Raw genomic sequence first — 21,083 nt, forward strand, 5'->3', positions numbered from 1 at the left:
GGATCACTCCGCGGCCAGCAGCGCGCGCTGCGAGAGGTGTTGGTGGATGGCGTCGGCGGCGTCGCGGCCGTCGCGGATGGCCCAGACCACCAGCGAGGCGCCGCGGACGATGTCGCCGGCCGCGAAGACGCCGGGCAGGCTGGTCTGCATGGTCTTGAAGTCAGCCTTGACCGTACCCCAGCGCGAGACCGCCAGATCGGGGGCCGAAAACAGATTGGGCAGGTCCTCGGGATCGAAGCCGAGAGCCTTGATCACCAGGCCGGCGGGCAGGTCGAAGTCGCCGCCCTCGACCTCTTCGGGGGCCTGGCGGCCTGAGGCGTCGGGCGGGCCGAGCCGCATGCGGACGGCGCGCAGGCCGTCGGCGTGGCCGGCGTCGCCGAGCACGGCGCGCGGCGCGGCCAGCCATTCGAAGACCACGCCTTCCTCCTCGGCGTGGGCGACCTCGCGGGCCGAGCCGGGCATGTTGGCGCGGTCGCGGCGGTAGAGGCAGGTGACCGACTTGGCGCCTTGGCGCACGGCGGTGCGCACGCAGTCCATGGCGGTGTCGCCGCCGCCGACCACGACGACGTTGCGGCCCGCCGCGTTGAGCTCGCCGCTGTCGTAGGCCGGGACGCTGTCGCCCAGGCCTACGCGGTTGGAGGCGATGAGGTAGTCGAGCGCCGCGGCGACCCCGGACGAGCCGGAGCCCGGAGCGATCAGCTCGCGGGCCGCATAGACGCCGGCGGCGATCAGGATCGAGTCGTGGCGGGCGCGCAGTTCGTCGAGGCTGGCGTCGCGGCCGACCTCGAAGGAGAGCTTGAACTCGACCCCGCCGTCGGCCAGGCGCTGGGTGCGACGCTCGACGACGTCCTTTTCCAGCTTGAAGCCGGGGATGCCGTAGATCAGCAGGCCGCCGGCGCGGTCGTGACGGTCGTAGACGGTGACGTCATAACCGGCTTCGCGCAGCCGCTCGGCGGCGGCCAGGCCCGCGGGGCCGGCGCCGATGATCCCGACCGACTGGCCGCGGGCGGGACCGGCGCGCAGGGGCTGGACCCAGCCTTCCTCCCAGGCCTTGTCGGTCAGGTAGCGTTCGACCGCGCCGATGGTGACGGTGCCGTGGCCCGACTGCTCGATCGTGCAGGAACCTTCGCACAGGCGATCCTGCGGGCAGATGCGGCCGCAGATCTCCGGCATCGAGTTGGTCGCCTGGGAGAGCGCATAGGCCTCCTGCAGCCTGCCCTCGGCGGTCATCCGCAGCCAGTCGGGGATGTTGTTGTGCAGCGGGCAGTGGGTCTGACAGAACGGAATGCCGCACTGCGAGCAGCGCGAAGCCTGCTCGGCCGCCTTGGCGTCGATGAAGTCGGCGTAGATCTCGTGGAAGTCGCCCGACCGGGTTTGCGCCGCGCGCTTGGCCGGAGTCGCGCGTTCGACCGTCGTGAACTTCAGCATGCGCTCGGCCATGGCCGCAAAACCTCCACACCCGGATGTCAGGCAGGGTTCTGTAGCGGCGAATTCGCGTCGGCATAAGTTGGTGGTAAAATCATGGGACTAATTCAGTCGTCGCGAGGCCGCGCGCCGCCCAAATCGGCGACCAGTCCCGATAAATAGTCCCGAAAATGGATGAACGGGAAATTTACGCTGTTCATCGCCCTTGATCGCTCAATCTCATTCCATGGAGTCGCCCGTGTCGGACTGGATCGCAGCCGTCATTCTCGGCCTTGTCGAAGGCCTGACGGAGTTCATTCCGGTCTCGTCGACGGGGCACCTGCTGCTGACCAAGAAGCTGCTCGGCCTGCCCAGCGGCTTCTGGGACACGTTCAGCGTCATGATCCAGCTGGGCGCGATCCTGGCGGTCGTGGTGATCTATTTCCAAAGGCTATGGGGGGTGTTCATCCGCCTTCCCAGCGACCCGAAGGCGCGGTGGTTCGCGGCCAGCGTGCTGATCTCGGTGCTGCCGTCGATGCTGGTGGCGTTCTTCGCGCACGACTTCATCAAGACCGTGCTGTTCGAGAGCATCGGCCTGATCTGCGTGATGCTGATCGTCGGCGGGGTGATCCTGCTGCTGGTCGACCGCTGGGCCCCCACGCCCAAGGAAGACGACGCGATGAACCTGACCTGGAAGCGGGCGCTGGGCGTCGGCCTCTGTCAGTGCCTGGCCATGGTTCCGGGGGTGTCGCGTTCGGGCGCCACCATCGTCGGCGGCGTGATGATCGGCATCGACCGGCGCGCGGCGGCCGAGTTCTCGTTCTTCATGGCTATCCCCACCATGGTCGGGGCGTTCGTCCTGGACTTCTGGTCGAACAAGGACGTGCTGACGGGCGACAATCTGGGGATCATCGCCATCGGCTTCGTGGTCAGCTTCCTGTCGGGGCTGATCGTCGTGAAGACGATGCTCGACTTCATCAACCGCTTCGGGCTGGCGCCCTACGGCTGGTGGCGGATCGTGGCGGGCGTGATCGGCCTGGGCGTGCTGTACGTCCACGGCGGCTGAGGCCGCCGCCCAAGCATACATCCCGGTTTGCGCAGCAAGACCGCGCTGTAAGGGCGGAATGGCGCGCAGCCTCGCCGAAGCATGCGGGATCCGGTGTTCATAGGTCCCGGTCTTCGGCTGCGCCGAAACCGGGATGACATGTGTGCGGCAGCGAGGCCGCGATCAGGCCGCGGTGAGGGCCTGGTCGGCGAACTGGCCGCCCTTTCGGAAGCGATAGAGGTAGGTCGGGGCGATCGCCTCAAGCGTCATCGGCGCGGTGACGCCGAGATCGGCGAGGCCGGGCAGGGACGGGTCGGCGACGTTGTCGGTCTTCAGAATCTCGACCTGCCCGGCGGTGATCGGCGGCGACAGCGGCGTGATCAGGCCGATCGGGGCGCTGAGCTTGGCCAGCAGCCCGGCGACGCCGAAGGGCACGGACACGAGGATGCGCCGGCGGCCGGTCTCGGCGACCACCAGCTCGACGATCTGGCGGACGGTGAAGACGCCCGGTCCGCCCAGCTCGAAGGTGCGGCCGGCGCAGGCCGGATCGGTGACGGCGGCGGCCGCGGCGCGGGCCAGGTCGCCGACATAGACCGGCTGCAGGCGGGTTTCGGCGCCGATCAGCGGCAGCACCGGGCTGTAGACCGCCATCTGGCCGAAGGTGTTGAGCAGCTTGTCGCCCTGGCCGAAGACCACCGACGGACGCAGGATGACGGCGTCGGGAAATTCGGCGCGGGTGACCGATTCGCCCTCGGCCTTGGAGGCGACGTAGGCGGCCGCGCCGGCGGTGTGGGCGCCGATGCCGGAGATCAGCACGAGACGCTCGACCCCGAGCTCGCGGGCGGCGCGGGCGACGTTGCGCGCGCCATCGACATGGACCGCAGCCAGCTTCTGACGGCCGGTGTCATGGAAGATGCCGACCGCGTTGATGGCCGCCTGCGCGCCGGTGAGGGCGCGGCGCACCGAGGCCTCGTCGCGGATGTTGGCCTGCACGACCTCGACCTGGCCGACGTCGCCCATCAGGCGCATGGTGTGGGCCAGATGCGGCTGGCGGACGGCCACGCGAATGCGCAGGCCCTGCTTGGCGAGGGCCCGAACGATCTGGGTTCCGATGAAGCCTGATCCGCCGAAGACCGTGACCAGATCCTGCATGCCGTGCGTCCGCATATGAAAACAAAGTGGTTCCGAGCCGCCCGGATAGACGAACCGGCTCGGCGCTGCAACGAGACTTCGAATATTGCGACAGAGCGTGTTGACCGCGGCTGAGCGGCGCCCTAAAGAGCGCCCTCCCCGATCCGAAGGGACCGGGCCCAGGTGGCGGAATTGGTAGACGCGCTGGCTTCAGGTGCCAGTGGCCGAAAGGTCGTGGAGGTTCGAGTCCTCTCCTGGGCACCACTCTCTCACAGGGTGGCGCTCGTTCAGCTCCCAGACATCATGGATCCTGCAGGTTGCGTTGCGCGGCCGCGACAGGTGTATGTCGATCGCCGGTCTGCGCCTGTGCGACGCGGATCGCGCGCTATATAGGGTGGCGCGACGTGAAGTTTCGGAGACGGTTCTTGGCCAACCACCTGCATATCGGCGATCTGCCCGACGGCCTCTTCGCGGACGCCGAGGCCGTGGCGATCGATTCGGAAACCATGGGCCTGCAACTCGGCCGCGACCCGCTGTGCGTCGTGCAGTTGTCGGACGGCAAGGGCGAGGCCCATCTGGTCCAGCTCAACCGCGAGACCTATGACGCGCCGAACCTGAAGCGGGTGCTGACCGATCCGAAGATCCTGAAGATCTTCCACTTCGGGCGCTTCGACATCGCCATGTTCCATCTGCATCTGGGCGTGGTCACCGCGCCTGTCTACTGCACCAAGATCGCCTCGAAGCTGGCCCGCACCTACACTGACCGCCATGGCCTGAAGGACGTCAGCAAGGAACTGCTGGGCGTCGACATGTCCAAGGCCCAGCAAAGCTCGGACTGGGGCGCGGCCAAGCTGTCGGACGAACAGATCGCCTACGCCGCCTCGGACGTGCTGCACCTGCACGCCCTGCGCGACAAGCTCGACGCCATGCTGGCCCGCGAGGGCCGCGACGGCCTGGCCCGCGCCTGCTTCGACTTCCTTCCGCACCGCGCCCTGCTGGACGTGAGGGGCTGGGAAGAGGTCGACATCTTCGCGCACGCCTGAGGCGCCGATGACGCTGGCCGCCGCCACAGTCCAACCGCCCGTCCGCAGCGATTTCGAGCGCTGGCGGCGGCGTTCGCGGCTGATCCGGCGGCTGCGGGTCATCCTGCCGACGCTGATCGTGGCGATCCTGGCGGCCCTGCTCGGCTTCATCGTGCACACGACCTTTCTCGGCCGCGAGGCCAAGCCGCGTGAGGCGGACGCGCCGATCGAACTGGTCAATCCGCGCTTCGTCGGCAAGGACGACAAAGGCCGCGCCTTCGTGCTGACGGCGTCGACGGCGGTGCGCGACGAAAAGGACTATCAGCGGGTGCTGCTGGACAAGCCGGCGCTGATCCTCGACGCCGAAGGGGTCAACCCGACGCGGGTGACCGCCAAGTCCGGCGTCTACAGCGAGGACCGGCGAATGCTGAACCTGGACGGCGGGGTGAAGATGAGCGGCGGCGACGTGACCTTCGACACCGCCAGTTCGATCTTCAACACCGCGACGGGCGAACTGGAGGGCGAGGGGCTGATCTCCGGCGCCTCGTCGCTTGGCGAAATCACGGCGAAGTCCTATGGCGTGTACGACAAGGGCGAGCGCCTGGTCTTCAAGGGCGGGGTGCGCGGACGCATCGATTCGAAGTAGAGCTTGCGGACTCGATTTTTTCGCACTCGACTTTCGGACCGGGCTTCCCAGATGGGCTTCATGAGCATGAGCGGGCTTGAAATGACGAAGCTGGCGGCCGTGGCCGCACTGACGATGGCGCTGGCCGCGGGCCCGGCGGCTGCGCAGCTGAGCCAGAGCTCGGACGCGCCGGTGGACATCACCGCCGACGCGCTGGAGGTCGTGAACAACCAGTGCCTGTCGATCTGGAGCGGATCGGCCGAAGCCCTGCAGGACCGCACGCGGCTGCGCGCCGACGTCATCAAGACCTTCTCCAAGCAGCAGCCGGCCCGGCCGGGCGGCGCCGGCGGCGCGTGCGGCGCGCTGGACCGCATGGAGGCGATCGGCAACGTCTACTACGTGACCCCGCAGCAGAAGGTCCGCGGCGACAAAGCCAATTACGACGTGACCGCCGAGCGCATTGTCATCACCGGCGACGTGGTCGCCGTCTCCGGACAGAACGTGATCCGCGGCGACCGACTGGTGGTCAATGTCGCGACTGGCGACGCGCAGATGCAGTCGGGCGCCAAGGGCCCGGGCAAGGCGCGCCCGCGCGCCGTCATCTTCCCGAACCAGCAGGCGGGCCAACCCGCCGCCCGCCGCTAGGAGTTCACTTGGCCGAGGCCGAACAGTCGTTGCCGGGCCTGGCCGGCGAGGGTCTTGTCGTCGACAACATCGGCAAGTCCTTCCGCAAGCGTGCGGTGGTCAAGGGCGTCTCGCTGCGTCTGGCGCGCGGCGAGGTCGCGGGCCTGCTCGGCCCCAACGGCGCCGGCAAGACGACCTGCTTCTACATGATCACCGGCCTGATCCCGGCCGACTACGGGTCGATCTACCTGGACGGCGAGAACATCACCCGCCAGCCGATGTACCAGCGCGCGCGCATGGGCGTCGGCTATCTGCCGCAGGAAACCTCGATCTTCCGCGCCATGACCGTGGAGGAGAACGTCATGGCCGTGGTCGAGCTGCGCGAGCGCAGCCAGGCGCGCGCCAAGCAGACGGTGACCGAGCTCCTGCAGGAGCTGCGCATCGAGCACCTGCGCACCTCGCCGGCGGTGTCGCTGTCGGGCGGCGAGCGCCGCCGCGTCGAGATCGCCCGCGCCCTGGCCAGCGAGCCGTCGTTCATGCTGCTGGACGAGCCGTTCGCCGGCATCGACCCGCTGGCCATCGCCGACATCCGCGAGGTGATCACCTATCTCAAGGGCCGCGGCATCGGCATTCTGATCACCGACCACAATGTCCGCGAGACCCTGGACATCATCGACCGCGCCTCGATCATCCACGCTGGCGAGGTGCTGTTCGAAGGCACCCCGGACCAGATCGTCGATGATCCGGAAGTGCGCCGGGTCTATCTCGGCGAGCGCTTCGGCCAGGACTAGTCGGGATCGGCCTTGGCGCTCTCCAGATAGCGTCGATGCTCCGCCTCCAGCGCCGCGCGCCAGCGGGCGCGGAGCAGCGCAGGACGGTCTGGGTAACGGTCTTCCAGGAACTCGGCGGCCACCACCCGGTCGGTGCGGAAGTTGCGGAAGTCCGTGCGCAGTTCGCACCAGGCGACCAGCATCCGCACGGTCTCGTGATAGCCGACCGTAACCGGCCAGACGGTGCGCCGGCTCTCGCGGTCCTGCTCGTCACGGTACTGCAGCGTGATCTTGCGGCCGGCGCGGATGGCGGTGCGCACCAGGGCCATGTCCAGCTGGTCGGGCGGGGCCGATCGCCAGGCGGGCACGGCGCGGCCGGCCGGTTCGAGCACGTAAGGACGCAGGCGTTCGGGCACCGAGGCGCCGATCTTGGCGATCAGGTCCTGGGCGGCGCGGGCCAGCGAGGGATCGCCGCGGCTGGCCACCCACTGGGCGCCGAGCACGGCGGCCTCGATCTCGTCGGGGGTGAGCATCAGCGGCGGCAGGTCGAAGCCCTGGTCGAGCACATAACCCATGCCGGCCTCGCCGCGGATCGGCACCCGCTGGCCCATGAGGGTGGCGATGTCGCGATAGACCGTGCGCTTGGAGGTTTCGAGCTCCTCGGCGATCGCGTCGGCCGTGATCGGCGCGCGCGCCCGGCGCATGATCTGGATGATCTGGAACAGGCGGTCGGCGCGACGCATGGAGATCCGCTTCATGGGGCTGGAGCATCGACTTGCGATGCTGACAGCATGGTGGCAGCAGTCGGGTTCTAAGCCAATGGAGTACTTTCCGGGAGGGACGCGAGACCATGGCCGCGTCAACGAAGCGGCGCCGTGCGGTTAACACTTCGGTTGGGATGAGCGCGCTAACCTCGCCAGCAAGAAACAGGCCAGGAGGCGGATTTGGCGCTCGGCGCGCGTTTGGAGCTGAGGCAGGGGCAGGGGCTGGTCATCACGCCCCAGCTGCAGCAGGCGATCAAGCTGTTGCAGCTCTCGAACCTCGAGCTCGAAGCCTTCGTCGAAGGCGAGCTGGAGCGCAATCCGCTGCTGCAGCGCGATGAGCGCGAATCAGAGCCCGACCGCGAGGAGCAGCCGCGCAGCGAGGCCGACGACTATTCCACCGACCAGGTCAGCGACCATGCCGCCGCGGCGGACATGGACACCTCGCACGACCAGGCCTCGCCCGGCGAACACGCCACCGGCGACGCCCAGGAGGCCCAGCACGCGGGCGGGGCGGTCGACTGGTCGAAGGCCGGCAAGGGCGGCGGCTTCGAGGACACCGACGACTTCGAAGGCCGGCTGACCCGCGAAAAGACGCTGAGCGAGCACCTGCACGACCAGCTGGCCGTGGCGGGGCTGACGCCGGCGCAGAACGCCATCGCCGCCATCCTGATCGACGGCGTCGACGAGGGCGGCTACCTGCGCGTCGACCTGATCGAAACCGCCGAGCGGCTGGGCTGCGAACTGGCCGCGGTCGAGGGCGTGCTGACCACCCTGCAGGGCTTCGAGCCGACAGGGGTCTTCGCCCGGGACGTGCGCGAGTGCCTGATGCTGCAGCTCAAGGAACGCGATCGCTGCGACCCGGCGATGACAGCCCTGCTCGACAATCTGGAATTGCTGGCGCGGCGGGACATGAGCGCGCTGCGCAAGGTCTGCGGCGTCGACGACGAGGACATGCGCGAGATGGTCGCCGAGCTGCGCGGCCTGACCCCGCGGCCCGGCGCGGCGTTCGGCGGCGAGCCGAGCCAACCGGTGGCGCCCGACGTGTTCGTGCGCGAGGGCCTGGGCGGTCTGTGGCACGTGGAGCTGAACACCGACACCCTGCCGCGGCTGCTGATCGACCAGCGCTATCATGCGCGCGTCGCCGGCGGGGCGCGCACCGAGCAGGAGAAGGTGTTCGTCTCCGACTGCATGGCCAGCGCCAACTGGCTGGTGAAGAGCCTGGACCAGCGGGCCAAGACCATCCTCAAGGTGGCGAGCGAGATCGTGCGACAGCAGGACGGATTCCTCGCCTTCGGCGTCGAGCACCTGCGGCCGCTGAACCTGAAGACCGTGGCCGACGCCATCGGCATGCATGAATCCACGGTCAGCCGGGTGACCTCCAACAAGTACATCGCCACGCCGCGCGGGCTGTTCGAGCTGAAGTTCTTCTTCACCTCGTCGATCGCCTCGACCTCGGGCGGCGAGGCGCACTCGGCCGAGAGCGTGCGCCACAAGATCAAGCAGCTGATCGACACCGAGCGCGGCGAGCGCGACGTGCATTCCGACGACCGGATCGTCGAAATTCTCAAGGAAACCGGCGTCGACATCGCCCGCCGGACGGTCGCCAAGTACCGCGAGGCCATGCGCATCCCCTCGTCGGTCGAGCGCCGGCGGATGCTGAAGGAAGCGGTCTAGCCGCCCGGCGCGGCGGCGGCCGGCAGGGCCGCCAGATAGGCCTCCAGCAGGCGCACCAGCTCATCTTCGAGCGCGGCGGGATCCAGCCCCAGCCCCGGCTCAGCCGCGGCCGCGCGCAGCAGGCTGATCGGCGCGTGGGTGAGCACGAAGGCGCGTTCGGGCGTCAGCTCCATGGAGAACTGGGCCTTGCCCTCGATCGCGGCCAGGAACGCCTGGTGGTGTTGGGCCAAGCCGCCGTCGTCGCCGCGCCGCCGGTACATGGCGTCGAGCAGGGCGGCGCGGCCGCGCGGGGCGTCGTCGAAGCTGCGGGTCAGGGCCTGGACGATGGCGCGCACGGCGTTCGCGCCCGGCGGGCTGATCACCAGGTCGGCGATGTCGTCACGCACGGCGCTGGCCCGCTGCTCGGCCAGGGCGGCCAGGATGTCGTCCTTGTCGCGGAAGTACTGGTAGACGGTGCCGATGCTGACCCCGGCGCGGGCGGCGATGTGGTTGGTGGTCAGCCGCTGGGCGCCTTCAGCTTCGAGAAGTTGAAGGGTGGCGTCGAGGATCACCTTGATCGTCGATTCGGCGCGGGCCTGGCGCGGCGTTCTGCGTTGTCTTTCAGTCATTTGACTAAACCGAAGGGCGGCGGCGCGTGGCCGTGTGAACGCGAGTAGGAATGTGAGGAATGCTTACATATCGTTCCAGGCAGTCAATGATCTGAACGTCCGGAGACGTCCATGAGCCCCGCCGTCGAGCGCGCCCGCCAGCGTATCGCCGCCCAGAAGGCGCAGCTGCCGCTGATGTACGGCGGCGTGGATTTCGACCGTCAGCCCGAGCGTTTCACCGACGATCCTGCATTTGCGGTGGTGCGCGACCGCGCGCCGTTGGGCGTGCGGGTCACCGACGAGGAGATCGAACTGGTCCGCGCCTATGCGATGCTGGGCGACGTGGTGGCCGACGCTTATGCGGCGTTGATCCCGAAGTACGGCTTTCGCGGACTGATCGCGATGCTGGTGCAGGCCTGCGACCAGGGAATCGAGGCGGTCGAGAACGCGCCGCCGGAGCTGGCCGCGTTCATCGCGGCGATGGAGGCGACGCCGGACTGGGTGGACATGGACCTGGTCGCCGAGGGCGCGCGGCTGGACCGAAACGCCACCGCCAACCTGGCGCCGTTCGCCATCCGCGGGGCGTTCATCGCCACCTTCCTCAACAAGTACTCGGCCCTGCCGATGGCCCTGACCGGGACGCTCAGCAACGACACGGCCGCGCGGCGGGTCAACGAGACCGCGACCTTCTTTGCGACCACGGTGCTGCCCGGCGCGCTGGAGCGCCGCGGCGAGGGGTTCAAGGCCGCGGCCATGGTGCGGCTGATGCATTCGATGGTGCGGTTCAACGCCCTGCGCAGCGGCCGCTGGGACAGCGCCGTCTATGGCGTGCCGATCCCGCAGGTGGACCAAATGCCGGCCGGGCTGATCCCGATCTTCCTGATGGCGTTCAAGATCGTCGGCCAGGGGCGGCGCGAGTTCACGGCCGACGAGAGGGCGCAGGTCGAGCTGGCCCGCTATCGCTGCTTCCTGCTGGGCCTGCCTGAGGACCTGCTGGCCACCACGCCCGAGGGGATCGTGCGGATCATGACCGCGCGCAACTCGACCCTGCGCCACGGGTTCGACGACGAGACCTGCGGCGAGCTGATCCGCGCGACGCTGTCGGCCTATCTGCCCGCCAGCCGCGCGCCGATGGCGCGGCTGCACAACGTCATCGAGAAGAGCTTCGCCAAGGCGTTCTTCCTGCGCCAGTTCCTGAAGGGCGACCGGGCTGCGGCGCAGCGGATGGGCGTGCCGATCAGCGGCCGCGACCGGGCGGTGTTCGCGGCGGTGGCCGTGGTCATCGGCCTGCGCATGGCGGCCTATCGCTGGGCCGCGCGGATCCCCGGCCTGCGGGGAGCCGCCGATGCGGCGCTGGTGCGCAAGATTCGCGCGCTGCTGCAGCTCTACGGCCATGCGGAGTTCACGACCGACGCCGGGGCCTATCGGCCGACCCAGGGCGTGCGCGCCGCGGCCTGATTTCGGCAAGAACGCGCCCGCTCCTGCGGGCTTTGCGAGAAATTCTGTCTTGAGCCTCGCGGGCGTCCGGCTAGGGATGCCCGCGTGATCAGCTTTCAATCCGTCGGCAAGACCTTCGCGCGCGCCGCCGCGCCCGCGCTCCATGACGTCACCTTGCAGGTCGCGGCCGGCGAGGTGTTCGGCGTCATCGGTCAGTCGGGGGCGGGCAAGTCGACCCTGATCCGGCTGATCAACGGGCTGGAGCGGCCGAGCGCCGGGACGGTGACAACGGATGGCGAGGATGTCGGGGCGCTGGACGCCGCCGGCCTGCGCGCCTTGCGTCGCCGGGTCGGGATGATCTTTCAGCACTTCAACCTGCTGTCGTCGAAGACCGTGGCCCAGAACGTCGCCTATCCGCTGAAGGTGGCGGGCGTGCCGCAGGCGCAGGTCGGGCCGAAGGTGGCCGAGCTGCTGGCGCGGGTGGGCCTCTCCGATCACGCGGCCAAGTATCCGGCCCAGCTGTCCGGCGGCCAGAAGCAGCGCGTCGGCATCGCCCGGGCGCTGGCCAACGGCCCGAAGATCCTGTTGTGCGACGAGGCGACCAGCGCGCTGGACCCGCAGACCACCGAGCAGATCCTCGACTTGCTCAGCGAACTGAACCGCGAGCTGGGCCTGACCATCGTGCTGATCACCCACGAAATGGAGGTGATCCGCCGCGTCTGCCATCGCGTCGCCGTGCTCGACGCCGGCTCGGTGGTGGAGAGCGGCGAGGTGGCGCAGGTGTTCCTGCATCCGCAGCATGCGGTGACGCGGGCGTTGGTGGCGGACGCGGCCGGCCTGGGCGCGGCCGCGACGCCCGGCGCGCTGCGGCTGACCTTCCGCGGGCAGGCGACCTATGAGCCGATCCTGGGCCGAATCGCCCGCGACACCGGGGTCGACTATTCGATCCTGGCCGGACGCATCGACCGCATCCGCGACGAGCCCTACGGCCAGCTGCTGGTCAGCCTGGTCGGCGGCGACGTGGCCGCGGCGCGCGAGCGGCTGAGCGCCGCCGGCGTGCGGGTCGAGGAGGCGTAAAGCCATGTTCGCCAACATCAATTGGGCCGACATTGGCCAGGCCAGCCTCGACACCCTGGTCATGCTGGCCGGATCGCTAAGCTTCTCGGTGCTGCTGGGCCTGCCGCTGGGGGTGATCCTGTTCCTGACCGGCAAGGGCAAGCTGCTGGAGAACGGGCCGGCGCACGCGGCGCTGTCGTTCGCGGTCAACGTGCTGCGCTCGGTGCCGTTCGTGATCCTGCTGATCGTGATGATCCCGCTGACCATGCTGCTGGTCGGCACCTCGCTGGGGGTGGCCGGCGCCATTCCCCCGCTGGTGGTGGGGGCCGCGCCGTTCTACGCGCGGCTGGTCGAGACGGCGCTGCGGGAGGTCGACAAGGGCGTCATCGAGGCGGCCCAGGCGATGGGCGCCAGCCCGCGCCAGATCGTGTTCGGGGCGTTGCTGCCCGAGGCGCTGCCCGGCATCGTGGCCGGGGCGACGGTGACGGCGATCGCGCTGGTCTCCTACACCGCCATGGCCGGCGTGGTCGGGGCCGGCGGCCTGGGCGACCTCGCGATCCGTTTCGGTTACCAGCGGTTCCAGACCGACGTCATGGTCGTGACGGTGCTGCTGCTGCTGGCCCTGGTGCAGGGCCTGCAATGGGCGGGCGACCGCCTGGTCATCAAGCTCAGCCGCCGTTGAGCGGCGAAAGGAAGTCCATGCTGAACAAGCGCACCCTGATCCTGGCCGCCGCCGCCCTGGCGCTGGCGGCCTGCGGCCAGAAGCCGGCCGCGACAGACACTCTGGTCGTCGCCGCCACCCCGGTGCCGCACGCCGAGATACTGGAGGTCGTGCGCCCGATCCTGGCCAAGGAGGGGGTGAAGCTGGATGTGAAGGTGTTCAACGACTACGTGCAGCCCAACCTGCAGGTCGCGCAGAAGCAGCTGGACGTGAACTACTTCCAGACCGCACCCTATCTCGACGAGTTCAACAAGGCGCGCGGCACAGACCTGGTGAAGGTCGTCGGCGTGCACATCGAGCCGATCGGGGCCTACTCGAAGCAGATCAAGAGCCTCGCCGAATTGCCCCAGGGCGCCAGCGTGGCGATCCCCAACGAGCCGAGCAACGGCGGCCGGGCGCTGCTGCTGCTGCAGAAGGGCGGGCTGATCACCCTGAAGGACCCGGCCAATCCGCTGTCAACGCTGAACGACATCGTCGCCAACCCCAAGGGCTTGAAGTTCAAGGAGCTGGAGGCCGCGACCCTGCCGCGGGTGCTGGGCGAGTTGGACCTGGCGGTGATCAACACCAACTACGTGCTCGACGCGGGGCTGAACCCGGCCAAGGACGCGCTGATCCTGGAGGACGGGAACAGCCCCTATGTGAACCTGCTGGTCGCACGGCCCGACAACAAGGACGACCCGCGCGTGCAGAAGCTGGCCAAGGCGCTGACCGGGCCCGAGGTGAAGGCGTTCATCGCCCAGAAGTACGCCGGCGCGGTGCAGCCGGCCTTCTGATCCCGCGTCCCTCTCCCCCGAGGGGGAGAGGGGGATTGGGCTCCTATCGCGCGACGACTTCAGCAATCTGGACGGCGTTGAGAGCGGCGCCCTTCAGTAGCTGGTCGCCGACCACGAACAGGCTGAGCGTGCGGCCGGTGGGGTCGGAGAGGTCGGCGCGGATGCGGCCGACCAGCACGTCGTCGCCGCCCGAGGCTTCATTCGGCATCGGGAAGTGGTTGCGCAGCGCGTCGTTGACCAGCTTCACGCCCGGGGCGGCGGCCAGCCACTCCACGGCCTCTTCGGGGGTGATCGGGTTTTCGAACTCGACGGTCAGCGACATCGAGTGGGCGCGCAGCACCGGCACCCGCACGCAGGTGAACGACAGGCGCAGGTCGGGCGCGGACATGATCTTGCGGATCTCCTCCATCGCCTTGAGCTCCTCGCCGTTGTAGCCGGTCTCGGCGTCGACGCCGGCGTTATGGCTGAACAGGTTGAAGGCGTAGGGGTGCGGCAGCACCTTGGGCTCGAAGGCTTCGCCGGCCAGATAGGCGGCGGTCGACTGTTCGAGTTCAGCCATGGCCGCGGCGCCGGCGCCGGAGGCCGACTGATAGGTCGCGCCGATGACGCGCTGAACCTTGTTGTTGGCGTTCAGCGGGGCCAGGGCCATCACCGCGATGGCTGCGACGCAGTTGGGATTGGCGACGATGCGCGGCTGCTCGCCCAGCAGGCGCCCGTTCACTTCCGGCACCACCAGCGGGATTTCCGGCTGCATGCGGAAGGCCGAGGAGTTGTCGACCACCACGCAGCCCTTGGCGGCGGCGATCGGCGCGAACTCGCGGCTGATGCTGGCGCCAGCCGAGAACAGGGCGATGTCGACGCCGGTGAACGACTCGGCGGTCAGCGCCTCGACGGCCACCTGGCGGCCCTGGAACTGGTAGGTGCGCCCGGCCGAACGCGGCGAGGCCAGCAGCTTCAGCGAGCGGACCGGGAAGTTGCGGCGCTCGAGGCACTCCATCAGCTCGACGCCGACGGCGCCGGTGGCGCCGACGATGGCGACGTTGAACAGGCGCTGGCCGGCGGGGCGGGCGACTTCGGTGGAAAGCATGACTCTATCGTCTCCGGTGGTGAGTTCCGGGAGGCCGAGGTCTTTCGCTATTCGAGAATGCGACCCCAGCCTGCCGGCGGGGTCCTTGGGGTCTTACGCGGCGAGCACGCGCGAACCCCCAAGCCCCGCGGGCATGGTGGTTTTAATCGCGCTTTTAATGGTCGAACGACGCATGGCGCTCCGATATGGCAAGAGGCGCCTGCTTGTAAATGAAGAAATGCAGGCCAAATCCAAATCAAGTCCTGGGCGTTGTGGTCGCACTGGGAAACGAAGGGACCGCCCACGGCGAGGCATGAGCGACGACGACACCGACCAAACGTCCATTTCGGCGATCGTCCGTGAGCTGAGTGCGCGCGACAGCGTGAGCGTCGGCGAGATCGTCGACCGGTTCGGCACCCGCGCCTTTGGGGCGCTGCTGTTCATCTTCGCCCTGCCAAACCTGTTGCCGCTGCCGCCGGGGTCCTCGACCGTGCTCGGCGCGCCGCTGCTGCTGCTGGCGCCGCAGGTGGCGCTGGGGGTCGATGCGCCGTGGCTGCCGCGCGCGGTGGACGGACGCCGAATCAGTGGGGCGGATCTCAAAAAGGTGTTCGCGCCGCTGCTGCCGTGGGTGGAGCGGTTCGAGAAGATTTCCCGCCCGCGGATCGGGGTGCTGTTCAGCCCATGGGGCCAGCAACTGATCGGCTTGATCTGCTCGCTGCTGGCCCTCGTGCTGATCCTGCCTATCCCGTTGGGCAACCTGCTGCCGGGTCTGACGATCGGCGTTCTGGGATTCTCGCTGTTCCAGCGAGACGGCTTTTTTGCGGTCGCCGGCTACGTTTTGGCGGCTTTCAGCGCCTTTCTTTTGTACGTCGCGGCCGACGCCGTGGTCGCCGGTGTTCGCCTTCTCGTGAATTGGCTCGGGGGCGCTTGACACCCAAGCCGCACGGGCGCGTTGTTACGTCATGCAAGTCTTAGTCTCTGGCAAGCATGTCGCCGTCGGGGAGGCCCTGCGCGAGCGGGTCACCGACGAAATCACCGGTTCCATCGGCAAGTACTTCGAACGTGGCGGAGACGCCGACGTCGTGGTCAGTCGTGAGGGCCATTCCTTCCGAGTAGACTGCGCGGTGAAGCTGGCCTCAGGCCAGGCGTTGCAGTCCCATGGCCTGGGGAGCGATGCGCACGGCGCGTTCGATGCAGCGCTCGCCAAGATCGAGACGCGTATCCGCCGCTACAAGCGTCGCCTCAAGAGCCATTCGGCCGCGGCGAACGCCAAGCAGGCGGAGACGGCGTCCTATTTCGTCATCCGCGCGCCCGAGGGCGACGAGGACGTCGAGTGGGACGACGGCGAAACGTCGCAGGCCGCGCATGCGCCGCCTTCGGGGATGGTGATCGCAGAAACGGAAAAGCCGGTTCGCGAAATGACTGTTTCCATGGCGGTCATGGAGTTGGACTTGACGGAATCTCAAACAATCGTGTTTAGGAACGCCGCTCACGGAGGCTTGTCCGTGGTGTACCGCCGGCCGGATGGGAATATCGGCTGGATCGATCCCGAACGTACGAAATCGCTCGATGGGAACGGCGTAAACGGAACCAGCGTCTAGGCGCTGCATTACGTCGCCCTCAGAGCCGGACGTGGGTCGGGCTTTGTTCGAGTTTGGGCGTCACGAGATTATGCAAATAGGCGACATCCTGGACCGCGCGGCGATCGCGGCGCGTGCGAGCGCGCCAAGCAAGCGTCAGGCCCTGGCCGTGGTGGCGGAGATCGCCGCCAGGCGCTTCGGGATCGATGCGGGCGTCGTGCTGGACGCGCTCATCGAGCGTGAGAACGCCGGTTCGACGGGCGTCGGCCATGGCGTGGCCGTGCCGCATGCGCGCCTGGAGGGCCTGACCCAGATGCGCGGCGTGTTCGTGCGCCTGGACCAGCCCGTCGCCTTCGAGTCGGTGGACGAGCAACCCGTCGATCTGATCTTCGCGCTGTTTGCGCCGCCGAACGCCAGCTCCGAGCACCTGCGGGCCCTGGCCCGCGTGTCGCGCATGCTGCGCCAGGGCGACCTGCGCGAGCATCTACGCCAGGCGAGGACGCCTGACGCCATTCACGCGCTGCTGGTTCAGGAGCGGCCGTCGGCGGCGGCCTGATATGGCGATGGGCCGGGCGTCAGGCCCGGCCCGCGCGTCGTTCCAATGTGAGTTAGTGCACCGAGACCGGCGCCAGTTCGTGGGCCAGCGCCGCGGCGACGGCCGAATCCTTGTCAGTCAGCACCGCCAAGCGTTCGCCGTCGGCACGGTGGACCGCATACAAAATCTGATCGGGATCGAGCTGAAACCCCTGAATCTGTGCAGCGGGCGTGCTCGCCATGATCTCGGCAGCCTTGATCGGACGGACATAAACGAGGTCCGGGGCGCCGAGCGCGGCGAAAGCTTCAGTCGTAAGATTGGGCGTCATCATGACCACCTCCATAAAACTCAACGCGTCGAACGGCCGCCGGTTCAGCCGGCCGTCTTTATGGGGATCCGCTGGACGAGGCGCTCCGGCTCCGGGCGGACCAGGTCGATGTGCAGCAGGCCATGGGCCAGAACGGCGCCGTCGACCTTCATGCCGTCGGCCAGGACGAACGTCCGGGTGAACCCGCGCGCGGCGATGCCGCGGTGCAGATAGGCCTCATCGGCTGCGCCTTCGCGCTTCCCGGCGATGACCAGCTGGCGTTCCTCGACCGTCACCTGCAGCTGGTCGGGCGTAAACCCGGCCACGGCCAGGGTGATCCGCAGGGCGCCTTCGCCGCGGTCTTCCACGTTATACGGCGGATAGCTCTCGGCGGCGGCCTTCGCCGCGCGCTCGATCAGGCTGCGGGTATGATCGAAACCCAGCAGGAAAGGGCTGTCGAAAACAAGCGACCGGTTCATTCCAGAGTCCTCGGTTTAAGCGACTCCCCGGGACCTCCGCCCAAAGCTCGGCGCGGCGGTCCGGTTGGATTTCATGTGGCGATTGATGGCGGCGATTTCAACGGCGCAGCGAGTCGGCGGGCCTCGAACCGCCAAGGCTGACACGCTGCTGACAGGTTTCGGCGGCTGGCGCGTTAGGTGGGATCCATCGTCCATGGAGCCAAGCCGATGCCTCTGATCGCCTCCTGCCACTGCGGCGCCACCAAGATCCAGGCGCCCGTCCCGACCAGCGCCACCGAATGCAACTGCACCTACTGCGCCCGCACCGGGGCGGTGTGGGCCTACTACAAGCCTGGAGAGATGCAGATGCTCTCACAGGAGGGCGAGGCGACCTACTCGGCCAGCGAAGCCGGCAACCTGCATCACTTCTGCGGCCGCTGCGGGATGCAGACCTGGGGGGAGTCCCCGGACTGGGCCTCGGTCTACAATGTCGACGGAACGCCGAAGCCCGGCTTCGAGGCCGGATCGTTCCCGAGCGCGCGAATCCACGCCCTGAACCTGAGGCTGGTGGACGACCTCGATTGGTCGGCGATCGCGGTGGAGAAGGTGGACGGGCGCAACAGCTGGTGAGACGGCGCGGTCGTCGGACGCCAGATAAGGCGAAGGCCCGCAGGGTGTCCTGCGGGCCTCCATGGTGGAGCTAAGGAGAGTCGAACTCCTGACCTCTTGAATGCCATTCAAGCGCTCTACCAACTGAGCTATAGCCCCGAGGTCTCGGGTCTCTTCAGTGGTCGCCCCCCGAAGAGGCGCGGAACCTAGTCTGAGAGTTTCGTGCGATCAACCCACCCTGAAAGAAAAATTTGAGTGGGTTGTCGCACCCCGGAATTTACCGGTCGTCGTCGTCCCCTTCGCCGGGGAGTCCTTCGATTTCGGCGTCGTCGAAATCGTCCTCGTCCTCGTCTTCCAGGAACGGCACGTCGTCGGTTTCCTCGTCCTCGAGGTCGTCCTCGCTGAACTCGGAAAGCTGGTCTTCAGGCGTGGCGTCGGGCGCCTCGTCGTCGTCGTCAGAGACCAGCGGCGGCTCGTCGGCGACTTCGTCGAGTTCGGGAGTCGTCGCCTCCTCCTCCTCTTCGTCCTCGTCGGCGGCCTTGCCGCGGACCTGGTCCTCGACGTCCTCGTGATCGACGGGGGCGGCGCGGGCGCGAACGCGGCGGTTGCGGACGGCTTCGTCCGGATCAAACTCAGTGCCGCACTTGGGGCAGACGGCGGGCCGGCGCTGCAGGTCGTAGAATTTCGCCTGGCAGTTGGGGCAAATTTGCTTTGCGCCCAGTTCTGGATTGGCCAAGGGGCGTAGCCTCTTAGAGAGGTTGGAATTGAAGCCGGCTCCCTTGCCATGGGCGGGGAGCGCTGTCAAAAGCAAACCCCTTTTCGAAAAACAGCAAGGCCTTAAGGAGGCTTGGCAATCCCATGACGTCAGCAGGACTGACCGCGAAACGCGGCGGCCCGCTGCGGGGCCGCGTGCGCGCCCCAGGCGACAAATCGATCTCTCACCGGTCACTCATCCTCGGCGCGCTGGCGACGGGAACGACCGAGATCGAAGGGCTTCTCGAGGGGGACGACGTGCTGCGCACCGCCGCGGCGATGCGCAGCTTCGGCGCCAAGGTCGAACGGCTCGGCGAAGGCCGCTGGCGCGTCGAGGGTGCGGGCGGCTTTTCCGAACCCGCCGACGTGATCGACTGCGGCAACGCCGGAACCGGGGTGCGTCTGATCATGGGCGCGATGGCGGGCTTTCCGTTCGCCGCCACCTTTACCGGCGACGAGTCGCTGCGCGGCCGGCCCATGCGCCGGGTGCTGGGGCCGCTGGCCCAGATGGGCGCGACCTTCATCGGCCGCTCGAACGGCCGCTTGCCGCTCACGCTTCAGGGCGGGGCGCTGAAGCATCTCTCCTATCGCCTGCCCGAGCCGTCGGCGCAGGTGAAGTCGGCGGTGCTGCTCGCCGGGCTGCACGCCGAGGGCGGCGCCCAGGTGATCGAGCCGGAAGCCACTCGCGACCACACCGAGCGAATGCTGCGCGCCTTCGGCGCCGTGGTCGAGGTTCAGGACAAGGCCGACGGCCGCTGGATCACCCTCCCGGGCGGCCAGACCCTGACAGGCACGAATGTTCGAGTGCCGGGCGACCCGTCCTCGGCCGCCTTCCCGCTGGTGGCCGCGCTGGTCACGCCAGGGTCCGAGGTGACGGTCGAGGGCGTGCTGCTGAACGAGTTGCGTACTGGGCTCTTCACCACCCTGCAGGAGATGGGCGGCGACCTGGTCATCTCCAACGTGCGCGAGGAGAGCGGCGAACAGGTCGGCGACGTCACCGCTCGCCATTCGGCGCTGAGGGGCGTGGCGGTGCCGCCTGAGCGTGCGCCGTCGATGATCGACGAATATCCGATCCTGGCGGTGGCCGCGGCCTTCGCCGACGGCTCGACCTACATGCGCGGCATCGGCGAGATGCGCGTGAAGGAAAGCGACCGCATCGCGCTGATGGCGGCCGGCCTGGCCGCCTGCGGCGTCGGGGTCGAGGAAGAGCCGGAAGGATTGATCGTGGTCGGCTCGGTCCGCGGCAACCACCCGGTCGCCGGCGGCGCGCGAGTGGTCACCAAGGGCGATCACCGGATCGCCATGTCGCACCTGGTCATGGGCCTGGCGTCGGACGAAGCGGTCGCGGTCGACGAGCCTGGCATGATCGCCACCAGCTTCCCCGGCTTCGTGGAGCTGATGCGCGGCATGGGCGCGGAGATCTCGTGAGGACGTTCGTCATCGCGGTCGACGGGCCGGCGGCCTCGGGCAAGGGCACGATCGCCAGCCGCCTGGCCGCCGCCTACGACATGCCGATGCTGGATTCCGGCCTGCTCTATCGCGCGGTCGGAGTGCTGCTGACGCGCCATGGCGGCGACCTGGACGACGTTGCCGCGGCGACCCAGGTCGCCCGCGACCTGACCGCCGAGATGCTGACCGACCCGGCGTTCCGCACCCGCGAGGCCGGCGAGGCGGCCAGCCGCGTGGCCGTGCATCCCCCGGTGCGAGAGGCGCTGCGCGACATGCAGCAGGACTTCGCCCGCCGGCCCGGCGGCGCAGTCATCGACGGGCGCGACATCGGCACGGTCATCGCGCCCCAGGCGCCGGCCAAGCTCTATGTCACAGCAACGCCGGAGGTTCGCGCCGAGCGACGCTTCAAGCAGCTGTTGGCCCAGGGGGAGGCGGTCACCTACGAGGACATACTCGCCGACATCCTCAAGCGCGACGCCCGCGACGGGGGGCGGGCCGACAGTCCGATGCGGCCGGCCGACGACTCCGTCTTGCTGGACACCAGTGAAATGACTATAGAGCAGGCCACCGATGCGGCCCGCCGTATCGTCGAGGCGGCGCGCGCGCGCTGGGAGAACTCCTAGCCCGCAAATCCAACCGCGCCTTTCCCTCGCACGGCTGCGGGCATTTCACCGGCGCGGGGTTTCCCGCGTC

The 21,083-nt window shown here is 68.5% G+C and carries 24 protein-coding genes and 2 tRNA genes; 17 read left to right on the forward strand and 9 right to left on the reverse strand.

What is annotated here, in order from left to right; genetic code table 11:
- Window positions 1–3: 3 nt before the first annotated feature.
- Window positions 4–1,440, reverse strand: a complete 1,437-nt coding sequence (locus GGQ61_RS07230) for an NAD(P)-dependent oxidoreductase (RefSeq protein WP_183771098.1) — start codon at window positions 1,438–1,440, stop codon at window positions 4–6.
- A gap of 223 nt (window positions 1,441–1,663) precedes the next feature.
- On the opposite strand from GGQ61_RS07230, the gene GGQ61_RS07235 reads away from it, so the two are divergent.
- Entirely contained in the window at window positions 1,664–2,470 is an 807-nt protein-coding gene (locus GGQ61_RS07235) for an undecaprenyl-diphosphate phosphatase (protein WP_183771100.1), read from the forward strand.
- 162 nt (window positions 2,471–2,632) lie between these two features.
- Here GGQ61_RS07235 and GGQ61_RS07240 read toward each other — a convergent pair whose 3' ends face one another.
- A complete protein-coding gene (locus GGQ61_RS07240; protein WP_183771102.1) occupies window positions 2,633–3,601 on the reverse strand; it encodes a complex I NDUFA9 subunit family protein in 969 nt (322 codons plus the stop codon).
- Window positions 3,602–3,757: 156 nt separating this feature from the next.
- Between GGQ61_RS07240 and GGQ61_RS07245 the strand changes: the two genes are divergently transcribed.
- The 5 genes from GGQ61_RS07245 to lptB all read left to right on the forward strand — a co-directional run bounded on the left by GGQ61_RS07245 (window position 3,758) and on the right by lptB (window position 6,642).
- Window positions 3,758–3,844, forward strand: a tRNA-Leu gene (locus GGQ61_RS07245).
- Window positions 3,845–4,005: 161 nt separating this feature from the next.
- On the forward strand, window positions 4,006–4,623 hold the full coding sequence (locus tag GGQ61_RS07250; RefSeq protein WP_183771104.1) for a ribonuclease D: 618 nt from the start codon (window positions 4,006–4,008) through the stop codon (window positions 4,621–4,623).
- A 7-nt stretch (window positions 4,624–4,630) separates the two neighbouring features.
- Window positions 4,631–5,248, forward strand: a complete 618-nt coding sequence (gene lptC, locus GGQ61_RS07255) for an LPS export ABC transporter periplasmic protein LptC (RefSeq protein ID WP_183771106.1) — start codon at window positions 4,631–4,633, stop codon at window positions 5,246–5,248.
- An 81-nt stretch (window positions 5,249–5,329) separates the two neighbouring features.
- Window positions 5,330–5,872, forward strand: a complete 543-nt coding sequence (locus GGQ61_RS07260) for an LptA/OstA family protein (protein WP_183771108.1) — start codon at window positions 5,330–5,332, stop codon at window positions 5,870–5,872.
- Between the two features lie 29 nt (window positions 5,873–5,901).
- Window positions 5,902–6,642, forward strand: coding sequence for an LPS export ABC transporter ATP-binding protein (gene lptB, locus GGQ61_RS07265; RefSeq protein WP_183772402.1), 741 nt, complete (start codon window positions 5,902–5,904; stop codon window positions 6,640–6,642).
- On the opposite strand, the gene GGQ61_RS07270 is transcribed toward lptB, so the two are convergent.
- Window positions 6,639–7,364, reverse strand: a complete 726-nt coding sequence (locus tag GGQ61_RS07270; protein ID WP_183771110.1) for a helix-turn-helix transcriptional regulator — start codon at window positions 7,362–7,364, stop codon at window positions 6,639–6,641. The genes lptB and GGQ61_RS07270 overlap by 4 nt on opposite strands.
- A gap of 201 nt (window positions 7,365–7,565) precedes the next feature.
- On the opposite strand from GGQ61_RS07270, the gene rpoN reads away from it, so the two are divergent.
- Window positions 7,566–9,059, forward strand: coding sequence for an RNA polymerase factor sigma-54 (gene rpoN, locus GGQ61_RS07275; protein WP_183771112.1), 1,494 nt, complete (start codon window positions 7,566–7,568; stop codon window positions 9,057–9,059).
- On the opposite strand, the gene GGQ61_RS07280 is transcribed toward rpoN, so the two are convergent.
- Window positions 9,056–9,667: a TetR/AcrR family transcriptional regulator gene (locus GGQ61_RS07280; RefSeq protein ID WP_183771114.1), complete on the reverse strand. Its 612-nt coding sequence runs from the start codon at window positions 9,665–9,667 to the stop codon at window positions 9,056–9,058. The genes rpoN and GGQ61_RS07280 overlap by 4 nt on opposite strands.
- 111 nt (window positions 9,668–9,778) lie before the next feature.
- On the opposite strand from GGQ61_RS07280, the gene GGQ61_RS07285 reads away from it, so the two are divergent.
- The 4 genes from GGQ61_RS07285 to GGQ61_RS07300 all read left to right on the forward strand — a co-directional run bounded on the left by GGQ61_RS07285 (window position 9,779) and on the right by GGQ61_RS07300 (window position 13,633).
- A complete protein-coding gene (locus GGQ61_RS07285; RefSeq protein ID WP_183771115.1) occupies window positions 9,779–11,104 on the forward strand; it encodes an oxygenase MpaB family protein in 1,326 nt (441 codons plus the stop codon).
- 84 nt (window positions 11,105–11,188) lie between these two features.
- A complete protein-coding gene (locus tag GGQ61_RS07290; protein ID WP_183771117.1) occupies window positions 11,189–12,160 on the forward strand; it encodes an ATP-binding cassette domain-containing protein in 972 nt (323 codons plus the stop codon).
- Between the two features lie 4 nt (window positions 12,161–12,164).
- Entirely contained in the window at window positions 12,165–12,821 is a 657-nt protein-coding gene (locus GGQ61_RS07295; RefSeq protein ID WP_183771119.1) for a methionine ABC transporter permease, read from the forward strand.
- Window positions 12,822–12,838: 17 nt separating this feature from the next.
- Complete coding sequence (locus GGQ61_RS07300; protein ID WP_183771121.1) at window positions 12,839–13,633, forward strand: MetQ/NlpA family ABC transporter substrate-binding protein; 795 nt, start codon at window positions 12,839–12,841, stop codon at window positions 13,631–13,633.
- Window positions 13,634–13,676: 43 nt separating this feature from the next.
- On the opposite strand, the gene GGQ61_RS07305 is transcribed toward GGQ61_RS07300, so the two are convergent.
- Window positions 13,677–14,720 (reverse strand): aspartate-semialdehyde dehydrogenase, encoded by a 1,044-nt coding sequence (locus GGQ61_RS07305; RefSeq protein WP_183771123.1) that lies wholly within the window; start codon window positions 14,718–14,720, stop codon window positions 13,677–13,679.
- 292 nt (window positions 14,721–15,012) lie between these two features.
- Between GGQ61_RS07305 and GGQ61_RS07310 the strand changes: the two genes are divergently transcribed.
- From GGQ61_RS07310 to ptsN, 3 genes are all read left to right on the forward strand, one after another.
- A complete protein-coding gene (locus GGQ61_RS07310; RefSeq protein WP_183771125.1) occupies window positions 15,013–15,630 on the forward strand; it encodes an exopolysaccharide biosynthesis protein in 618 nt (205 codons plus the stop codon).
- Window positions 15,631–15,661: 31 nt separating this feature from the next.
- A complete protein-coding gene (hpf, locus tag GGQ61_RS07315) occupies window positions 15,662–16,300 on the forward strand; it encodes a ribosome hibernation-promoting factor, HPF/YfiA family (RefSeq protein ID WP_183771126.1) in 639 nt (212 codons plus the stop codon).
- A 70-nt stretch (window positions 16,301–16,370) separates the two neighbouring features.
- Window positions 16,371–16,835, forward strand: a complete 465-nt coding sequence (gene ptsN, locus GGQ61_RS07320; RefSeq protein WP_183771128.1) for a PTS IIA-like nitrogen regulatory protein PtsN — start codon at window positions 16,371–16,373, stop codon at window positions 16,833–16,835.
- A 52-nt stretch (window positions 16,836–16,887) separates the two neighbouring features.
- On the opposite strand, the gene GGQ61_RS07325 is transcribed toward ptsN, so the two are convergent.
- Both GGQ61_RS07325 and GGQ61_RS07330 read right to left on the reverse strand, forming a co-directional pair.
- A complete protein-coding gene (locus tag GGQ61_RS07325; RefSeq protein ID WP_183772404.1) occupies window positions 16,888–17,142 on the reverse strand; it encodes a DUF1150 family protein in 255 nt (84 codons plus the stop codon).
- Window positions 17,143–17,186: 44 nt separating this feature from the next.
- The gene (locus GGQ61_RS07330) at window positions 17,187–17,600 is read right to left on the reverse strand and encodes an Hsp20 family protein (protein WP_183771130.1); all 414 of its coding nucleotides are present in this window, start codon (window positions 17,598–17,600) and stop codon (window positions 17,187–17,189) included.
- A gap of 207 nt (window positions 17,601–17,807) precedes the next feature.
- On the opposite strand from GGQ61_RS07330, the gene GGQ61_RS07335 reads away from it, so the two are divergent.
- A complete protein-coding gene (locus GGQ61_RS07335) occupies window positions 17,808–18,209 on the forward strand; it encodes a GFA family protein (RefSeq protein ID WP_183771132.1) in 402 nt (133 codons plus the stop codon).
- Window positions 18,210–18,271: 62 nt separating this feature from the next.
- Here the strand turns inward: GGQ61_RS07335 and GGQ61_RS07340 are convergent.
- Window positions 18,272–18,347, reverse strand: a tRNA-Ala gene (locus GGQ61_RS07340).
- Window positions 18,348–18,465: 118 nt separating this feature from the next.
- Window positions 18,466–18,924, reverse strand: coding sequence for a TIGR02300 family protein (locus GGQ61_RS07345; protein ID WP_183771134.1), 459 nt, complete (start codon window positions 18,922–18,924; stop codon window positions 18,466–18,468).
- A 122-nt stretch (window positions 18,925–19,046) separates the two neighbouring features.
- Between GGQ61_RS07345 and aroA the strand changes: the two genes are divergently transcribed.
- Both aroA and cmk read left to right on the forward strand, forming a co-directional pair.
- Window positions 19,047–20,369, forward strand: coding sequence for a 3-phosphoshikimate 1-carboxyvinyltransferase (gene aroA / locus GGQ61_RS07350; protein ID WP_183771136.1), 1,323 nt, complete (start codon window positions 19,047–19,049; stop codon window positions 20,367–20,369).
- Window positions 20,366–21,013, forward strand: coding sequence for a (d)CMP kinase (gene cmk, locus GGQ61_RS07355; protein ID WP_183771138.1), 648 nt, complete (start codon window positions 20,366–20,368; stop codon window positions 21,011–21,013). The genes aroA and cmk overlap by 4 nt, the downstream gene beginning before the upstream one ends.
- The last annotated feature ends 70 nt before the right edge of the window (window positions 21,014–21,083 follow it).

It is taken from the genome of Phenylobacterium haematophilum, assembly GCF_014196295.1.
Classification (GTDB): Bacteria; Pseudomonadota; Alphaproteobacteria; order Caulobacterales; family Caulobacteraceae; genus Phenylobacterium; species Phenylobacterium haematophilum.